Origin of the sequence: Massilia sp. Root351 (assembly GCF_001425045.1) — a bacterium.
GTDB lineage: Bacteria > Pseudomonadota > Gammaproteobacteria > Burkholderiales > Burkholderiaceae_D > Rugamonas.
In genome coordinates this window covers 1-13,739 of sequence record NZ_LMDJ01000012.1, presented here as the reverse complement: position 1 = coordinate 13,739, position 13,739 = coordinate 1, and the positions used below count along the sequence as shown (strand labels likewise).

The window sequence follows — 13,739 nt, the reverse complement described above, 5'->3', positions numbered from 1 at the left end:
GTATTGCTTGACTTCTTTCCTGCTGGTTCCTTCACTGCTTCCAGGTCACCCGCACCGGGTTGCGCGCGCGCGCCGCGGTGGCGCGCACATAGGCTTCCCACTGCGCCTGCGACGTGATGTCGCCGGAACGCTCCCAGGCGCCGCCCGCGTAGTAAGTCAGCGGCTGGCCCGAGGTGGCGTTGGCCACGATCAGCTCGTTCAGCTTGTCCTCGGTGTAGTCGGTGGCGCCCGGCAGCACCACGGCCACGCCGAAGGCGCCCTTGGTGGCTTGCTGGATCCACTGCAGCACGGCGGATGAGTCCTTGTCCTTGACCACGGCGATCTTGGGCGCTTCGCCCTTGTCGGTGGGCGTCTTGTTCAGGCCGATGGCGATGGGCAGCGTCTTCTGGCCGGCAAAGGTGAAGGTGCTGTCGATGCGGTCCATGTAGTGGCCGGCGTCCACCGTAAAGCGCTTGACTTCGGTGACCGGGATGCCGGCCGCGTCCCAGGCCGCGTAGTGCAGCTCGAAGATGGCGCGCACCGGGCCGTTGGCCAGCACTTTCCAGGTCGAGTAGTTGCTGCTGGTGTACAGGGCGCCGTTCAGCCACACGCCGGCGCCGCCGGCGCCGCGCGACTTGCCGACGTTGTACATGTCCATGCCTTCACCCTGGTCGTAGTGGTAATGGTCATGGCCCTTGTTGTACCAGCGGTCGACCACCGGATAGTTCACGCGCTTGAACCACAGGTCCAGGCCGCTCGTCTCCAGCACTTCCTTGCCGCTGCCTGCTGCGGCGGGCGCGGCCAGCGCCGGGCCGTAGGTGCGGTGCGCCAGCTTGTCGTTTTCCCAGGCGAAGTCGTCCAGGCGTTCCTGCACGTAGCGGGCCGAGGCCTTGCTCGGGAAGGGCTGGGCCACGCCGTCGATGGTTTCAACCGTGTAGGTGGCGGACTTTTCGCCGGCGGCGAAGCTGTGCTGGAAGATCAGCTCGCCGTACGCCAGGCCTTCGTTCTTCGGATCCTTGGCCAGCGGCTTCAGGTTGGTGACCTGGTGCGGCACCACGCGGCCGGAGGCGTCCTTCACGGCCAGGCGCTGGATCAGCGCGCCGGGCAGCTGGCGGTTGACCTCGGTCCACGGGATGGTCACGGTTTCCGACGGGCGGGCGATGTCCAGGTCGTGGCTGAGCTTGACAGTGAAGCCGGCGCCGTGGGCCAGCGGCGCCAGGGTGGCCAGGGAAGAGGCCAGCAGTCCGGCCAGCAGGGGCGTCATGGTGGTTTTCATACGGTCTCCTTAATGGTGTTCGCGGTAGTCGGTCTGGCCGGCGGCCTTCGGCATGTAGTGGTAGGTGCGCACGCGGTGCTCGACGGCGATGTTCGGATTCTTGATCAGCTTGATCATTTCCGCGCCGGCCAGCAGCGTGGGGCCGTAGCCGTGCAGCGCGTTCACGCTGGTGGGGCGGTGGTAGTAATAGGTCTGGTCGCCCGCCAGCGTGGTGCCCACGCAGATGCCTTCGATCTCGCCCTTGGCCGTCACCTTGGAAACCAGGCCGGTCCAGCCTGCTTGCGCCACGGAGCCGTAGGTGGTCGGGCTGATCCAGCCCTGGTTGATGGCGTGCGCGATCACGTAGACGAACATGGCGCTGGCCGACGTTTCCAGGTAGGAGTCGTTGCGGTCGATCATCTGGTGCCACAGGCCGCTGCCGGACTGCAGCTCGGCGATGCCTTTCAGGCTGGCGCGCAGCTGGGCCAGCACTTTCGGGTAGCCTGGGTGGTCTTTCGGCAGCACGTCCAGCAGGTCGGACATGGCCAGCACGGCCCAGCCGTTGGCGCGCGCCCAGTAGAAGCGCGGCGCGTCGGGGATGTTGGCGTGCCAGCCGTGGGTGTATATGCCCAACTGCGGGTTGAACAGGTAGTTCGACATCTGCAGCGTGTTTTTCACGGCGTCGTCGAAGTACTCGCGCTTGCCGCTCATGCGGCCCATTTCAGCCAGCGCCGGGATGCTCATATACATGTCGTCGCCCCACAGCGAGACAGCTTGCGGGCGCTTGCGCGCCATGGTGCCGTCCGGCAGGCGGAACTGCTTGTTGGCCACCCAGTCGCTGCAGGTGGCAATCATGGTGCTCAGGTCCGGGCCGATTTTCAGGGCGCGGGCGCGCATGAGCGCGGCGCACATGGAGCCGGAATCGTCCAGCGCGCGCGGGTCGAGGAAGCGCGAGAAGCTGTTGGCGCGTTCCAGCTTGAACTGCTGTTCCTGGGCGCGGAAATAGGGCAGGGTGTCGGCGAAGAACTGGAAGTGGCGCTTGGTCATGTCGGTGAAGCGCTGGTCGCCGGTCGCTTCGGCCGCCTTGAACAGCCCGGCGTGCACCACGCCCATTTCGTAGACCATGATGCCGTAGTCGCCGCTGCTGGGGGCGAAGACGGCGTCCCTGGTGGGCTTGCTGAAGTCGGTGATCTGGTTGCCGGTTTTCTTGTCCACCACGCGCGTGGGGGTGGAGACGTCCATGTAGCCGCGGATGCGGTTCAGCACTTCGGTGATCTCGGATACCACCGGCATCTTGTATGGCACAGGATAAGTGCCCTCGCCGGGATCGGTCAGGTTCTTGTTGTCCGGGTTGCGGTAAGGGCCTTCTGCCTGGGCGGAACCCAGCAACAAGGTGAGGGCGGCCACACTGGCCAGCAATTTCTTGGTGGTATTCATTTGTCTCCGTTGGCGCTGCTTTAATGATGGGTGCGTCATTTGGTCAGGCCATTCTAGTTTGGTCTGACCAAAGTTGCAAGGCGGACTAGCCGCTTTGTGTGTAACAGTGGCAGCGGGAGGGATGCTGGAGAGGGAAGGACGGGAGCATGCGGATGCGGCGGGTGACGCTTATGCGACACGCCAGCGCCCGGGAGGCGCTGGAGGGGAAAACTTGCGTGCGCTTATCCGCGCGAGAAGGTGCGGGTCACGCGTTCGAGGTGGGCGCGCATGGCCTGGCGGGCGCCGGCCACATCGTGCGAGGCGATCGCCTCCAGCACCTTGCGGTGATCCTGCAAGGTTTGCTTGCGCAGGTCTTCGGTCTGGAAGTGCTCCTTCAGCTTGTGCCACAGCGTGCCGCGCTGGTTCCACAGATACTCGATCACGCCCACCAGCGCCGTGTTGCCAGTGGCGCGCGCGATGGCCAGGTGGAAATTGCGGTCGGCCTGCTCGTTGCTGGTGCGGTCTTCGTGATGCAGTTCCATCTCCATCACCGCGCGCAGGATGGCGTCGACGTGGGAGTCGGTGGCCACCTTGGCGGCGATGGCGGCCACTTCGGACTCGATCAGGCGGCGCGCCGCCAGCACTTCAAACGGGCCGGGACCCACTTCCGGCATTTCGGCCGGGGGTTCCACCAGTTCGGACACATACACGCCCGAGCCGCCGCGCACTTCGACCACGCCGCCCAGTTCCAGCGCGATCAGCGCTTCGCGCAGCGAGGCGCGGCTCACGGTCAGTTTCGCTGCCAGTTCGCGCTCGGCCGGCAGGCGTGAGCCCGGCTGGATGTCTTCATCCTTGATCAGCTGCTGGATACGAGAGGCTACGACCCGGTACAGGCGCGGCTCGGCGACAGGGGCTTCGCGCGGCGCAGGATTTTTCTTCATTGAGTGGGCGGGTCCGAGAAATGTGTTAAATGATGCAACGTGGGCAGATTTTAGTTTGGACAGGCCAATCTGGCAAGGCGGACAAGCCAATCGGCGGGCGGCTGCGCTACACTGGGCGCCCACAATGTTGCGCTGAGGGAGGAATGAATGGACAAGGAGCTGAAGAAAGTACTGATCGTGACCGGGGCCGGACGCGGCATCGGCGCCTGCATTGCCCTGCGCGCGGCGCAGGACGGCTACGCGGTGGGCGTAAACTACCAGAGCGACGCGGTGTCGGCCGCCAGGGTGGTGGACCAGATTGCCGCGGCGGGCGGCAGCGCGGTGGCGGTACAGGGCGACGTGGGCAGGCCGGAAGACGTGGCGCGCCTGTTCGCCGCCGTGGAGGCGCAACTGGGGCCGGTGACGGCACTGGTGAACAATGCCGGCATCACCGGCGGGCTGGGACGTTTTGCGGACGCCAGGCCGGAGGGCATTGCTAAAGTGTTCCAGGTGAACGTACTGGGGCTGATGGATTGCTGCCGCGCCGCCATCGCTTCCTTCCAGCGCAGCGGCGTGAAGGGCGTGATCGTGAATATCTCGTCCACTGCGGCCAGCAGCGGCAGCCCGGGCGACTATGTGCATTACGCGGCCAGCAAGGCGGCGGTGGAAGCGTTCACGATGGGGCTGGGGCGCGAATTGGCGCCGGAGGGCATCCGCGTGTGCGGCGTGGCGCCGGGAATGACGCTGACCGAGATCCACGCGCGCGGCGGCGACGCGTACCGGCTCGAGCGCGCCGCGCCGGGCATCCCGATGCGGCGGCCGGCCAATCCGGAGGAGATCGCGGAGCCGGCGGTGTGGCTCTTGTCGCCGGCCGCGTCGTATATTACCGCCACCACGCTGACTGTCGGCGGCGGCAAGTGATGGCGGCGCCTCAGGCCTTGGCGAAGGCCAGCAGGTCGGCGTTGACCTTGTCCTTGTGGGTGTCGGTCAGGCCGTGCGGGGCGCCGGGGTAGACGATCAGCTTGGCGCCTTTGACCAGCGCCGCCGAGGCGCGGCCGGCTGCGTCGATCGGCACGATCTGGTCGTCGTCGCCGTGGATCACCAGGGTCGGCTTGTCGAATTTCTTCAAGTCGTTGCGGAAGTCGGTTTCCGAGAACGCCTTGATCGAGTCATAGGTGTTCTTGTGGCCGCCCATCATGCCCTGCATCCACCAGGCGTTGATGATGCCTTGCGAAGGCTTGGCGCCCGGACGGTTGTAGCCGTAGAACGGGCCGCTGGCAATGTCCAGGTACAGCTGCGAACGGTCCTTCACCGAACCGGCGCGGATGCCGTCGAACACGTCGATCGGCAGGCCGCCCGGATTGTCGGCCGTTTTCAGCATCAGCGGCGGCACCGCCGACACCAGCACCAGCTTGGCCACGCGCTTGGTGCCATGGCGGCCCACGTAGCGCGCCACTTCGCCGCCACCGGTGGAGAAGCCCACCAGGATGGCGTTTTTCAGGTCCAGCGCCTCGATCACGGCGGCCAGGTCGTCCGCGTAGTGGTCCATGTCGTTGCCGTCCCAAGGCTGGCTGGAGCGGCCGTGGCCACGGCGGTCGTGCGCAATGACGCGGAAGCCGTTGTTCGCCAGGTGGAACATCTGCGATTCCCAGCTGTCCGAATTCAGCGGCCAGCCGTGGCTGAACACGATGGGCTGGCCCGAACCCCAATCCTTGTAGTAGATGTCCACGCCGTCCTTGGTGGTGATGGTGCTGGCGGTTTTGCGCATCGGCCTGGCGGCTGGCGCGGCTTGTGCTTCGCCGGTAGCTGCCAACGGCAGCATGGCGGCTGCGGCGATCGCGGCCAGGCTGGCGCCGCCGGTCAGGGCGCCGCGGCGCGAGACATTGACTTCATTGACGGCTTGGTCTTGGGTCTTGGTGGACATGATGGGTTCTTCCTTTTAGTAAATAGTTAGGTAAAAATCGCTGTGCTACATTAAGCAAGGTGTTGCTTGAAGAAGGCTGCCGTGCGCCCGTTGGCCAGTTCGGCGGCGGCGGCGTCGTAATGGTTGCCGCCCGGACGCGCGAAAGCGTGGTTGCAGCCGGGGTAGGTGTGCAGTTCGATGTTGCGGTTGGCGCCCAGCGCCGCGTTGATGGCAGCCTGCGCTTCCTTGCCGATGTACTCGTCCTCGCCTGCCAGGTGGTACAGCAGCGGGTCCTGCACCTTGACCGCTTCGGACACGAACTTCTCGGTGCCGCCGCCGTAGTAGGCCACGAAGGCGTCGGCGCGGCCGCGCGCTGCGCTCAGGTAGGTGAGCAGGCCGCCCAGGCAGTATCCGGTGACGGCGACCTTGCCGCTGGCGCCTTGCATGCTGCGAGCCGCAGTCACGGTGGCGGCGATGTCGCGCACGCCCTTGTCGAAGTCGTAGGCGCTGTACAGGGCGAAGCCCTTGGCCCAGTCGCCTTCACTCGCCTCGGACATGTCCAGGCCCGCTTCGGCGCGCCAGAACAGGTCCGGGGCGACGGCGATGTAGCCTTGTGCGGCGTAGTTGTCGGCGATGCTGCGGATGCCGGCGTTGACGCCGAAGATTTCCTGCAGCACGACGACCACGGGCGCCGGTGCAGCGCCGGCCGGACGGGCCACGTAGCAGTTGAAGCTGCCGTCTTCTGCCTGGATGGTGATGCCTGGTTTCATATGCGACTCCTTGTTGTGCTTGCGTTTCGATGGATGCATCTTAGGTGTGAAAACGCGGCAAGGGAACGGACAAACCTGCAATGCCGCTTTGTAAAAATGCGGATCTGACTATAGGGATAGGAAAACAAAACACGAATGGCTAATGACTTCGACTGGAATGACATACCGCTGATCTTGTCGCTGGCGCGCACCGGCAGCATGAGCGCGAGCGGCCGCGTGCTGGGCGTGGACGCGTCCACCATCAGCCGCCGCATCGCGGCCGCCGAGAAGTCGCTGCAACTGCGGCTGTTCATCCGCGATAACACGCGCTACCAGCTGACGGAGGCGGGCAGGGTTTTCGTGGAGTATGGCGAGGCGGTGTACGGCAATGTGCAAAGCATGCTGCTGGCATCCTCGCGCGAGGCCGAAGCCATTACCGGCGCGGTGCGCATCACGGCGATCGACTTCCTGTTCGACCACTGGCTGCTGCCGCAGTTGCCGTCGCTGAACGCGCAGTATCCGCAACTGGAGCTGCACCTGCTGGCGGACAACGACAACCTGTCTTTCACGCGCCGCGAGGCCGATTTCGCGCTGCGCCTGGCGCAGCCGGGCGAGGACGCGGCGCTGGTGATGCGCAAGTTGGGCGACATCGGCTGGACCGTCTACGGCAGCGCCAGATCCGAGCCCGTGCCGCGCGAGCAATGGGGGCAGCAGCCCTGGATTATGTACGGGGACCAGCTCTCCCATTTGCCTGAGATGAATTGGATACGCAGCCTGGGGCCGGAGGTGCGCGGCCCGGTGCGCGTGAACAGCCTGACCACCATGCTGCGCGCTTGCGAGGAGGGGCTGGGGCTGGCGCTGCTGCCTTGCCTGATCGGCCATCCGCCCGGCCTGCGCAGGCTGGGCGGGCAGCCGGAAGTACAGCGCGAGCTGTGGCTGCTGAGCCACCGCGACGCCGGCTCCATCGCGCGCTTCAAGGCGGTGTCGGCGTGGCTGGCCAAGCTGTATGCCGACAGCCGCGACATGATGTGCGGCTAGCGCCGCGCGTAAGCCTGCGACGCTGCCACCGTCACCAGCACCTGCACGCCGCCGCCGGCGCAATCGCTGATGTCGATGCGCGCGCCGATGCGCTCGGCGCGCTCGCGCATGCCGGTCAAGCCCCAATGGCCCGGCCTGCCGTTCGTCTTGGTGGCGTCGTCCAGCCCTTTGCCGTTGTCGCGCACGGCCAGCCTGAATTCACGCGGCCCATAGCCCAGTTCCACCTGCAGCAGGCTGGCGCCGGCGTGGCGGCAGGCGTTGCTCATGGCTTCGCGCGCGATGGCGTATACCTCGTCGTGCATCTCCGGCGCCAGCGTGCATTCCTTGCCCTCCACGTTGACGGCCAGCGCGAAGTCGCCGTCGCCGCCGTCCAGGCAGCCGCCGTTGGCCGCCATGGCCGCGCCCGCGTCCTTGAGCGCCTGGGCCAGGCTGCCGCCGGGCGTGACGCGCAGATCCATTACCTGGTCGCGCCCTTCGATGAGGACTTGGTCGGCCTGGGTAAGCGTCTTATCCATCAGCAGCCGCGTGTCGCTGCCGGGCGGCAGGCGGTTCGCCACCGCCTGGAAATGCAGGATCAGCCCGTGCAGGCTTTGCAGGAAAGTGTCATGCAGCGCGCGCGCGATGCGCTCGCGTTCCACCAGCCGTTCGTGCAGGCGCTCGCGGAACTGGCGCGTGAGCTGGCGCAGCCGCATCTGGTACAGGGCGTACGCCAGTGCCGCTGCGGCCAGCACGCACAGGCCTGCGAACCAGATGGTCTGCGTGAAGCGCGGCGCAATCTCGAACGGCTCGCCGCTGTGCGGCCCGCTGGACGCGCCGTCTTCGTTCACCGCCTCCACAGTGAAGCGGTAGCGTCCCGGCCCGAGATTGGTGTAGTAGGCGGTGCGGCGCGTGCCGGCGTCCTGCCAGTCCTGGTCCACGCCGTCAAGGCGATAGCGGAAGCGCACGCGTTCGGGCATGGTGTAGGCGAGGGCGGTGTAGTCGATTTGCAGCTTGGCGGTGCCGGGCGCCAGCCGCACGCCGGCAGCGAGCGGGTGGTGTACGCCGTCGCTATGCATGCCGGTAATTTGCACGGCCGGCGTGCTGGTGTTGCGCTGCAGGCGGGACGGGTCAAACCAGGCGATGCCGCCGGTCCCCACGAACCACAACCTGCCGCCGCTGCCCGCAAGCGCCGACGGCAGGCGCACGATGATGTCCGCCGCGCCGGGATAACCGTCTGAACTGTCCCACAGCTCGTGGCGCAGCGGCGTGTCCGGATCGCCGGCGCTGCGTTGCCAGTCGGTGGCGGTGGCGTGCAGCAGGCCCTTGCTGGTGTTGATCCAGCGGTCGCCATCCGGCGTGACCACCATGCCGGACACATTGGACAGCAGTTCCGGGTCGGCCGTGGCCAGGCGCACGAACTTCCCTTCGTGCAGGACGGCCATACCGTTGTCGCCCGCGATCACCAGCTCCTTTTGGACGTCCACGAAGGTGACGGCGCCCAAATCGATGCCCTGCGCCGGCCCGTATTCGGTGAGCTTGCCGTGGTCGTGGTACAGCAGCTTGTTGTTGCGGAAGCCGAACCAGGTGTTGCCCTTGCCGTCCACGGCGGCAAAGAGTGGCGCGCGCAAGCCTTTGTGCTGGTCGGGCGGCAGCCATTGCCCGCCTTCCCGGCGGTACAGCCCCCGGCCGCCGATGCCGACCCAGGTGCCGGTGGCGTCGTCCGCCAGCAGGAGCACGAAGTTCTTGGGATTTTCGCCCTCCCGCAGCGGCGGCAGCGGCCAGGACTCGACTACACCGTTCTTGCGCCGTTCGATGTGCTCGGCGCCGCCGATCAGCACGGAACCGTCGCGGCCCTTGCCTACCGCGTACACGGCCTGACCGGGTTCCTGCTGCACTGCCTGGCCGTTGGCGTCAATGCGCCACAGCGTGGCCACGTCGGAGGAGGCGGCCCAAGTGGCGCCGTCCGCCTCTTGCGCAAGCGACAGGCGCCCGGCAGCGGGCGGGAACTGCACTGTCGAGAGCTTGTTCTGGCGCAGCCGCTCCAGGCCAGCCGGCGTACCCACCCAGATATTGCCCTCGCGGTCTTCCAGCATGGAATGGACGTTCAGGCTGGCCATCTGCCAAGGCTGGTCCAGCTTGTCGTCGATGGCGCCGCGGGCGAAGGTGCCGCCCGGTTGTTGCGCCCGTTGCTGCCAAGTGGCAGGCAGCATGCGGCACAGGCCGTTGGGGCAATTGCCGGTCCAGAAATTGCCATGCCGGTCAAACATGCCGGAATGGGCGGCCGAGCGGTTGAACCATGGCGAGCGCGGCACGAGCTGGCCGGGCGGCAGCGGCAGCGGCGTCATGCTTTCCTTCCCGATCAGCCATGTGCGGCCGTCGGGCGACTCGGTGATCAGCGGGCTCGTGACCGTGTGGCCGGTGGGACGGAACTTGCGCGTGGCGCGGTCCAGCAGATACAGCGCCTTGTTGTCGGCCGCCCACAGCCGGCCGTGCTGGTCCAGGTGGACGAATTCCGCGCGCGTGGCCGGATAGTCCCAGTCCGTGCCTATCTTCTCCCAGCGGCCGCCACTGTAGCGCATCAGGCCGGTGGTGGAGGCGACCCAGATGCTGTCGTCCGACTCCACCACCAGGTTGTAGGTGGCGCCGATGGGGTTGCCGGGACCGGAGGCGAAATGCTGAAGGCGGCCGTTGCGCAGGCGGCTCAGGCCACCGAACGTGTAGCCTATCCACAGGTCGCCGTTGGGCTGCGCGGTGAGCGAGGTGATGCGCTTGCCCAGCAGGCCCTCGCCGGCGGCGGGCTTGAAGGCCTCGAAATGCACGCCGTCGAAGCGGTGCAAGCCGGTGACCGTGCCCAGCCATAGCCAGCCGTCGGCGGTCTGCGCCATGGTGTCCACCTCGCGCGGCGCGCCTTCGCGGCTGGTCCAGATGTCGTGGTGGTAGGCGGCGATGGGGACGGCGGGGTCAAGCGCCAGTGCCGCCGGTGCTGCGGCCAGCATCATGAACGACAGCACGGCGCGCAGGACAAGTCGAGTAATGTGTATTTCCATGGCCGCAATTTAGCCAGCCCAGCGCTGCGGGGGCAAGCAAAAATTTTGGGCTATGCCTTTTGGTAGAGGCCCGCAAAGGTGACGCGCCGCACGGGCCCGGCTAGAGCCGGGCCTTGGTGCTAACCTGGCCTGCCTGCAGCACGATCTTCTTGCTGGCCTTGATCTCGATGCTGTCGTTGACGGAGATGACAGTGATCTCTTTGTCCGCCAGGATCTCCAGCTCGCCGGTGTGCGCCTGCAGCGACACGGGGCCGTTGCCGGCGAAGGCCTGGATGCCGCCGGCGTGGCTGAAGAAGCCGGCCGCGTTGCCGGCCACGGAGGACACGGTGGCGCCAGGATCTCCAGCTCGCCGGTATGCGCCTGCAGCGACACGGGGCCGTTGCCGGCGAAGGCCTGGATGCCGCCGGCGTGGCTGAAGAAGCCGGCCGCGTTGCCGGCCACGGAGGACACGGTGTGCGCGGCCGCCAGGTGCAAATCTCCCTGCGTGGTCCATTGCAGCTGCTTGCCGGCGAACAGCACGGTGGAGGCGGGCGTGGCCCAGTTGATGCTGGCCGGGGCGTCCATCAGCACCAGCGGGGTGCCGAACTTTTCCACCGGCTTGGCGAACAGCACGGTGGAGGCGGGCGTGGCCCAGTTGATGCTGGCCGGGGCGTCCATCAGCACCAGCGGGGTGCCGAACTTTTCCACCGGCTTGGCGCTGTCGGCCTCGCGCGATCCGGCTTGCGCCTTGACCGCCTGCTGGCCGTTGACGGCGCCGGCGTGCTTGCCGCTTTGCTGGGGATCGACCTGGGTGATGAAGTCCTTGTGCGCGGCGGCGGCGTCCTTGCTGGTCAGCGCCTGTTGCGCGGTGGCGGCGTCGCCCAGCTGTTTGGCCAGTTCCTCGGCGGCCTTCAGCTGCGCCAGGGATTCGGCGCTGTCCATCTGGGTGGAGGCGATGCCGCTGCCTTGCGCGTTGCGCGCGCTGGTGGTGAGCAGCACGCCTTCGGCGCCGCGCACCACGGCCCAGGCGTCGGTGCGCAGTTCGAAGCCTGCGCCGCGGTAGCTGCCGCGCTGGGCGGAGCCGGGCGCCTGCTGGATCAGGTAGCCGAGGTTGAGCTGGGTGGCGGCGCTGCTGCTGGCCAGGCGCGTGCGCACCTGGCCGGGGGTGTCGTCGAGCTGCCATTGGCCGTAGCCGCTGCGGTCGAACCAGGTTGAGCTGGGTGGCGGCGCTGCTGCTGGCCAGGCGCGTGCGCACCTGGCCGGGGGTGTCGTCGAGCTGCCATTGGCCGTAGCCGCTGCGGTCGAAGTTCTGGCTGTGGATGCCGGAGATGGTGCCGGCGTGGTTCACGCCCGCGTCCACGCCCGCCGCGAAGGGCGGGGCGTCGCTGCCGGTGTAGAGCTGGGCCACCACCACCGGGCGGTCCATGTCGCCTTCGATGAAGTCGACCAGCACTTCGGTGCCGATGCGCGGCGTGAACTGGGTGCCCCAGTTGGGGCCCGCCAGCGCTTCGGCCACGCGCACCCAAGTGCCGGCGCGCTCGTCGCCGGGGGCGCTGCCCTTGGCGTCGGTGTTGTGGGCGATGCCGCCGGCGTTGGCGCCTTCGCCGCGCTGCCAGGCGAATTGCACGCGCACTTGGCGGTCGCGCGTGGTGGTGGAGACGGCGTCGGTCAGGCCGACCGCGGTGGCCGTTGAGTTCCGGCGTGCTGTACGCGTTGCGGTATGCCTACGCTGAGCCTTGGCCCCTATTAAAACGACGATTAACTATTCAAAAACGGCGAATAATGGCTCTCTGAATCGTGAACTGGGCGATTTCGAGGGCTGCTATTTAATTGTCATCATCTAGCTCGGGATCCGAGTAATCTATGCGCGACGACGGGAAATGGCTCTTGAATATTCTAGTACGCCGATCTGTCGCAGTTTCATTTGGGTCGATCTGATCGGGATAAATTAAATCTATCGAAAAATCGTCAGAGTTAATCAAATAGATTAACACTTTCCACGTCTTGTTCCCTGCTGTTTTATTCCAGTTTTCCCAGAAGGAGGTTATGACATCCTGCAGCTCTGATGGACAGAACTTGAACGTCGCCTCTCCAGGCGTTTTGCTTTCATAGACCATTGATGCCGCAATGAATCCATCGTCCAGCTCAGCGTATACCAACATTTTTCCGCCATAGTCTTCAACCCAACTCAGGGCTTCGGACCCTATTTTTTGATAAAATTCTTCTGACATTGTCTGATTCATTTTCAATCTTTCTATTTTCCACCGCGTACGTTCCTGAAGTTGGCTTGACTGGGAACGCCATCGATTGAGTAGTTAATTCTAAGTGTCGAGGGTCTGAGCGAGTCGCCGACATACTTTGGTTTTATGTCTACAATTACTTCTTTTCCAGCTTTTAAAGCTCGGTCCCATTCGTTTTCCATGACCTTGTAAGCACTCCGATTCAAGTTCATGTCCTGAGCGAAGTGATTTAGTTCATCCGTCGGGCCATCGAAGCGTCTTCCGATAAAGTGGCCGCCCTCATCGGTTTTGAGCCTATCAGTTCCCCCCCCCGCTTTTAATTGCGCTTGGGTATTACGAGATTGCGCCGGGTTACTCTTCAGCTTACCCTTTATTCTACCAACGCGTCCTGCCTCATCCAGCGTATACTCGTAACCGTTTCTTATCTCAACCTTAGTTGCTGGCTTGCTTGATGATGGCTCTTTGCAATTTTCACAGTCTGGATCTTTCTTTGCTGCCGACTTTTCTTGCTTTGCGGCGGCATCCTTCGCCGCCTCAGCCTCTTTCGCAATTTTAGCTTCCTTGGCCGCCACTTCGGCTGCTTCGGCTTGTTTTTTTGCTTTCGTCAGGTCGGCGACGGTTTGCGTCAGTGCGGCGACTTTTTTCTCCAGGCCCATGATGGCCTTGGTGGCGCGCACGGCTTTGGCGGGTTTGGCCAGCGCGTCGCCCAAATAGGGCACCATGCTGACGGTGCTGAGCGCTGCGCCCCAGTAGTCGCCGCGCGCGATCGAGATGCCGGCGCCGACGATACGGTTTGCGTCAGCGCGGCGACTTTTTTCTCCAGGCCCATGATGGCCTTGGTGGCGCGGACGGCTTTGGCGGGCTTGGCCAGCGCGTCGCCCAAATAGGGCACCATGCTGACGGTGCTGAGCGCTGCGCCCCAGTAGTCGCCGCGCGCGATCGAGATGCCGGCGCCGACGATGTCGGAAGCCGGCGTGGGATCGACCAGCCCCGCCGCATCGGCAGCGGCGCCGGCGATTTCCAGCTTCAGGTCGTTGTCGGCCTTGGCCAGTGCCGTTGTCGCGTCCGAGAGTTTTTTGGTGATGTCTTGCAGGTTCATCATGGCTGCGCACCCGTTTGGCCAGGCGCCAGTTCAAACAGGGCGTCGTAGCGCTTGGCCTTGACGATTTGCTCCCAGGCCTGTTCCGGCAGTTGCGCAATCATCCGGCTCAGGCGCAATCATCCGGCTCAGGCG

The 13,739-nt window shown here is 65.5% G+C and carries 11 protein-coding genes and 3 pseudogenes; 2 read left to right on the top strand and 12 right to left on the bottom strand.

What is annotated here, in order from left to right; genetic code table 11:
• Window positions 1-31: 31 nt before the first annotated feature.
• The 3 genes from ASD15_RS13055 to ASD15_RS13045 all read right to left on the bottom strand — a co-directional run bounded on the left by ASD15_RS13055 (window position 32) and on the right by ASD15_RS13045 (window position 3,591).
• Window positions 32-1,255 carry a DUF4861 family protein gene (locus tag ASD15_RS13055; RefSeq protein WP_057155426.1) on the bottom strand — a complete coding sequence of 408 codons (1,224 nt, stop codon included), beginning with the start codon at window positions 1,253-1,255 and terminating at the stop codon, window positions 32-34.
• A 9-nt stretch (window positions 1,256-1,264) separates the two neighbouring features.
• A complete protein-coding gene (locus ASD15_RS13050) occupies window positions 1,265-2,671 on the bottom strand; it encodes a glycoside hydrolase family 105 protein (protein WP_057155425.1) in 1,407 nt (468 codons plus the stop codon).
• 221 nt (window positions 2,672-2,892) lie between these two features.
• Window positions 2,893-3,591, bottom strand: coding sequence for a FadR/GntR family transcriptional regulator (locus ASD15_RS13045; protein ID WP_057155424.1), 699 nt, complete (start codon window positions 3,589-3,591; stop codon window positions 2,893-2,895).
• A gap of 147 nt (window positions 3,592-3,738) precedes the next feature.
• Between ASD15_RS13045 and ASD15_RS13040 the strand changes: the two genes are divergently transcribed.
• Window positions 3,739-4,491, top strand: a complete 753-nt coding sequence (locus ASD15_RS13040) for an SDR family NAD(P)-dependent oxidoreductase (protein ID WP_200953965.1) — start codon at window positions 3,739-3,741, stop codon at window positions 4,489-4,491.
• 10 nt (window positions 4,492-4,501) lie between these two features.
• Here the strand turns inward: ASD15_RS13040 and ASD15_RS13035 are convergent, their stop codons facing one another.
• Both ASD15_RS13035 and ASD15_RS13030 read right to left on the bottom strand, forming a co-directional pair.
• Complete coding sequence (locus tag ASD15_RS13035) at window positions 4,502-5,494, bottom strand: alpha/beta fold hydrolase (protein ID WP_057155423.1); 993 nt, start codon at window positions 5,492-5,494, stop codon at window positions 4,502-4,504.
• 50 nt (window positions 5,495-5,544) lie between these two features.
• Window positions 5,545-6,243 (bottom strand): dienelactone hydrolase family protein, encoded by a 699-nt coding sequence (locus ASD15_RS13030; protein WP_057155422.1) that lies wholly within the window; start codon window positions 6,241-6,243, stop codon window positions 5,545-5,547.
• A 135-nt stretch (window positions 6,244-6,378) separates the two neighbouring features.
• Here ASD15_RS13030 and ASD15_RS13025 point away from each other — a divergent pair, with 135 nt between their 5' ends.
• On the top strand, window positions 6,379-7,260 hold the full coding sequence (locus ASD15_RS13025) for a LysR family transcriptional regulator (RefSeq protein ID WP_057155421.1): 882 nt from the start codon (window positions 6,379-6,381) through the stop codon (window positions 7,258-7,260).
• Here ASD15_RS13025 and ASD15_RS13020 read toward each other — a convergent pair.
• The 7 genes and pseudogenes from ASD15_RS13020 to ASD15_RS32295 form a co-directional block, all read right to left on the bottom strand.
• Window positions 7,257-10,286: a sensor histidine kinase gene (locus ASD15_RS13020; RefSeq protein ID WP_082551817.1), complete on the bottom strand. Its 3,030-nt coding sequence runs from the start codon at window positions 10,284-10,286 to the stop codon at window positions 7,257-7,259. The two genes, ASD15_RS13025 and ASD15_RS13020, sit on opposite strands and share 4 nt — an antisense overlap.
• A 124-nt stretch (window positions 10,287-10,410) precedes the next feature.
• Window positions 10,411-10,578 (bottom strand): annotated as a pseudogene (locus ASD15_RS33820) (DUF2345 domain-containing protein); the annotation flags it as partial.
• Between the two features lie 221 nt (window positions 10,579-10,799).
• Window positions 10,800-11,420 (bottom strand): annotated as a pseudogene (locus ASD15_RS33815) (type VI secretion system Vgr family protein); the annotation flags it as partial.
• Between the two features lie 100 nt (window positions 11,421-11,520).
• Window positions 11,521-11,781, bottom strand: a pseudogene (locus ASD15_RS33810) (phage baseplate assembly protein V); the annotation flags it as partial.
• 310 nt (window positions 11,782-12,091) lie between these two features.
• Window positions 12,092-12,508: a hypothetical protein gene (locus ASD15_RS13000; protein WP_057155416.1), complete on the bottom strand. Its 417-nt coding sequence runs from the start codon at window positions 12,506-12,508 to the stop codon at window positions 12,092-12,094.
• An 11-nt stretch (window positions 12,509-12,519) separates the two neighbouring features.
• On the bottom strand, window positions 12,520-13,215 hold the full coding sequence (locus ASD15_RS31710) for a DNA/RNA non-specific endonuclease (protein ID WP_162249896.1): 696 nt from the start codon (window positions 13,213-13,215) through the stop codon (window positions 12,520-12,522).
• Window positions 13,131-13,607 carry a hypothetical protein gene (locus ASD15_RS32295; RefSeq protein WP_157200928.1) on the bottom strand — a complete coding sequence of 159 codons (477 nt, stop codon included), beginning with the start codon at window positions 13,605-13,607 and terminating at the stop codon, window positions 13,131-13,133. Before ASD15_RS32295 ends, ASD15_RS31710 begins: the two co-directional genes overlap by 85 nt.
• Window positions 13,608-13,739: the final 132 nt, after the last annotated feature.

What these genes read in the sequence shown, in the direction of transcription:
- ASD15_RS13055 (WP_057155426.1), bottom strand. Translation starts at nt 1,255, where the DNA reads ATGAAAACCACCATGACGCCCCTGCTGGCCGGACTGCTGGCCTCTTCC.
- ASD15_RS13050 (WP_057155425.1), bottom strand. Translation starts at nt 2,671, where the DNA reads ATGAATACCACCAAGAAATTGCTGGCCAGTGTGGCCGCCCTCACCTTG.
- ASD15_RS13045 (WP_057155424.1), bottom strand. Translation starts at nt 3,591, where the DNA reads ATGAAGAAAAATCCTGCGCCGCGCGAAGCCCCTGTCGCCGAGCCGCGC.
- ASD15_RS13040 (WP_200953965.1), top strand. Translation starts at nt 3,739, where the DNA reads ATGGACAAGGAGCTGAAGAAAGTACTGATCGTGACCGGGGCCGGACGC.
- ASD15_RS13035 (WP_057155423.1), bottom strand. Translation starts at nt 5,494, where the DNA reads ATGTCCACCAAGACCCAAGACCAAGCCGTCAATGAAGTCAATGTCTCG.
- ASD15_RS13030 (WP_057155422.1), bottom strand. Translation starts at nt 6,243, where the DNA reads ATGAAACCAGGCATCACCATCCAGGCAGAAGACGGCAGCTTCAACTGC.
- ASD15_RS13025 (WP_057155421.1), top strand. Translation starts at nt 6,379, where the DNA reads ATGGCTAATGACTTCGACTGGAATGACATACCGCTGATCTTGTCGCTG.
- ASD15_RS13020 (WP_082551817.1), bottom strand. Translation starts at nt 10,286, where the DNA reads ATGGAAATACACATTACTCGACTTGTCCTGCGCGCCGTGCTGTCGTTC.
- ASD15_RS13000 (WP_057155416.1), bottom strand. Translation starts at nt 12,508, where the DNA reads ATGAATCAGACAATGTCAGAAGAATTTTATCAAAAAATAGGGTCCGAA.
- ASD15_RS32295 (WP_157200928.1), bottom strand. Translation starts at nt 13,607, where the DNA reads ATGATGAACCTGCAAGACATCACCAAAAAACTCTCGGACGCGACAACG.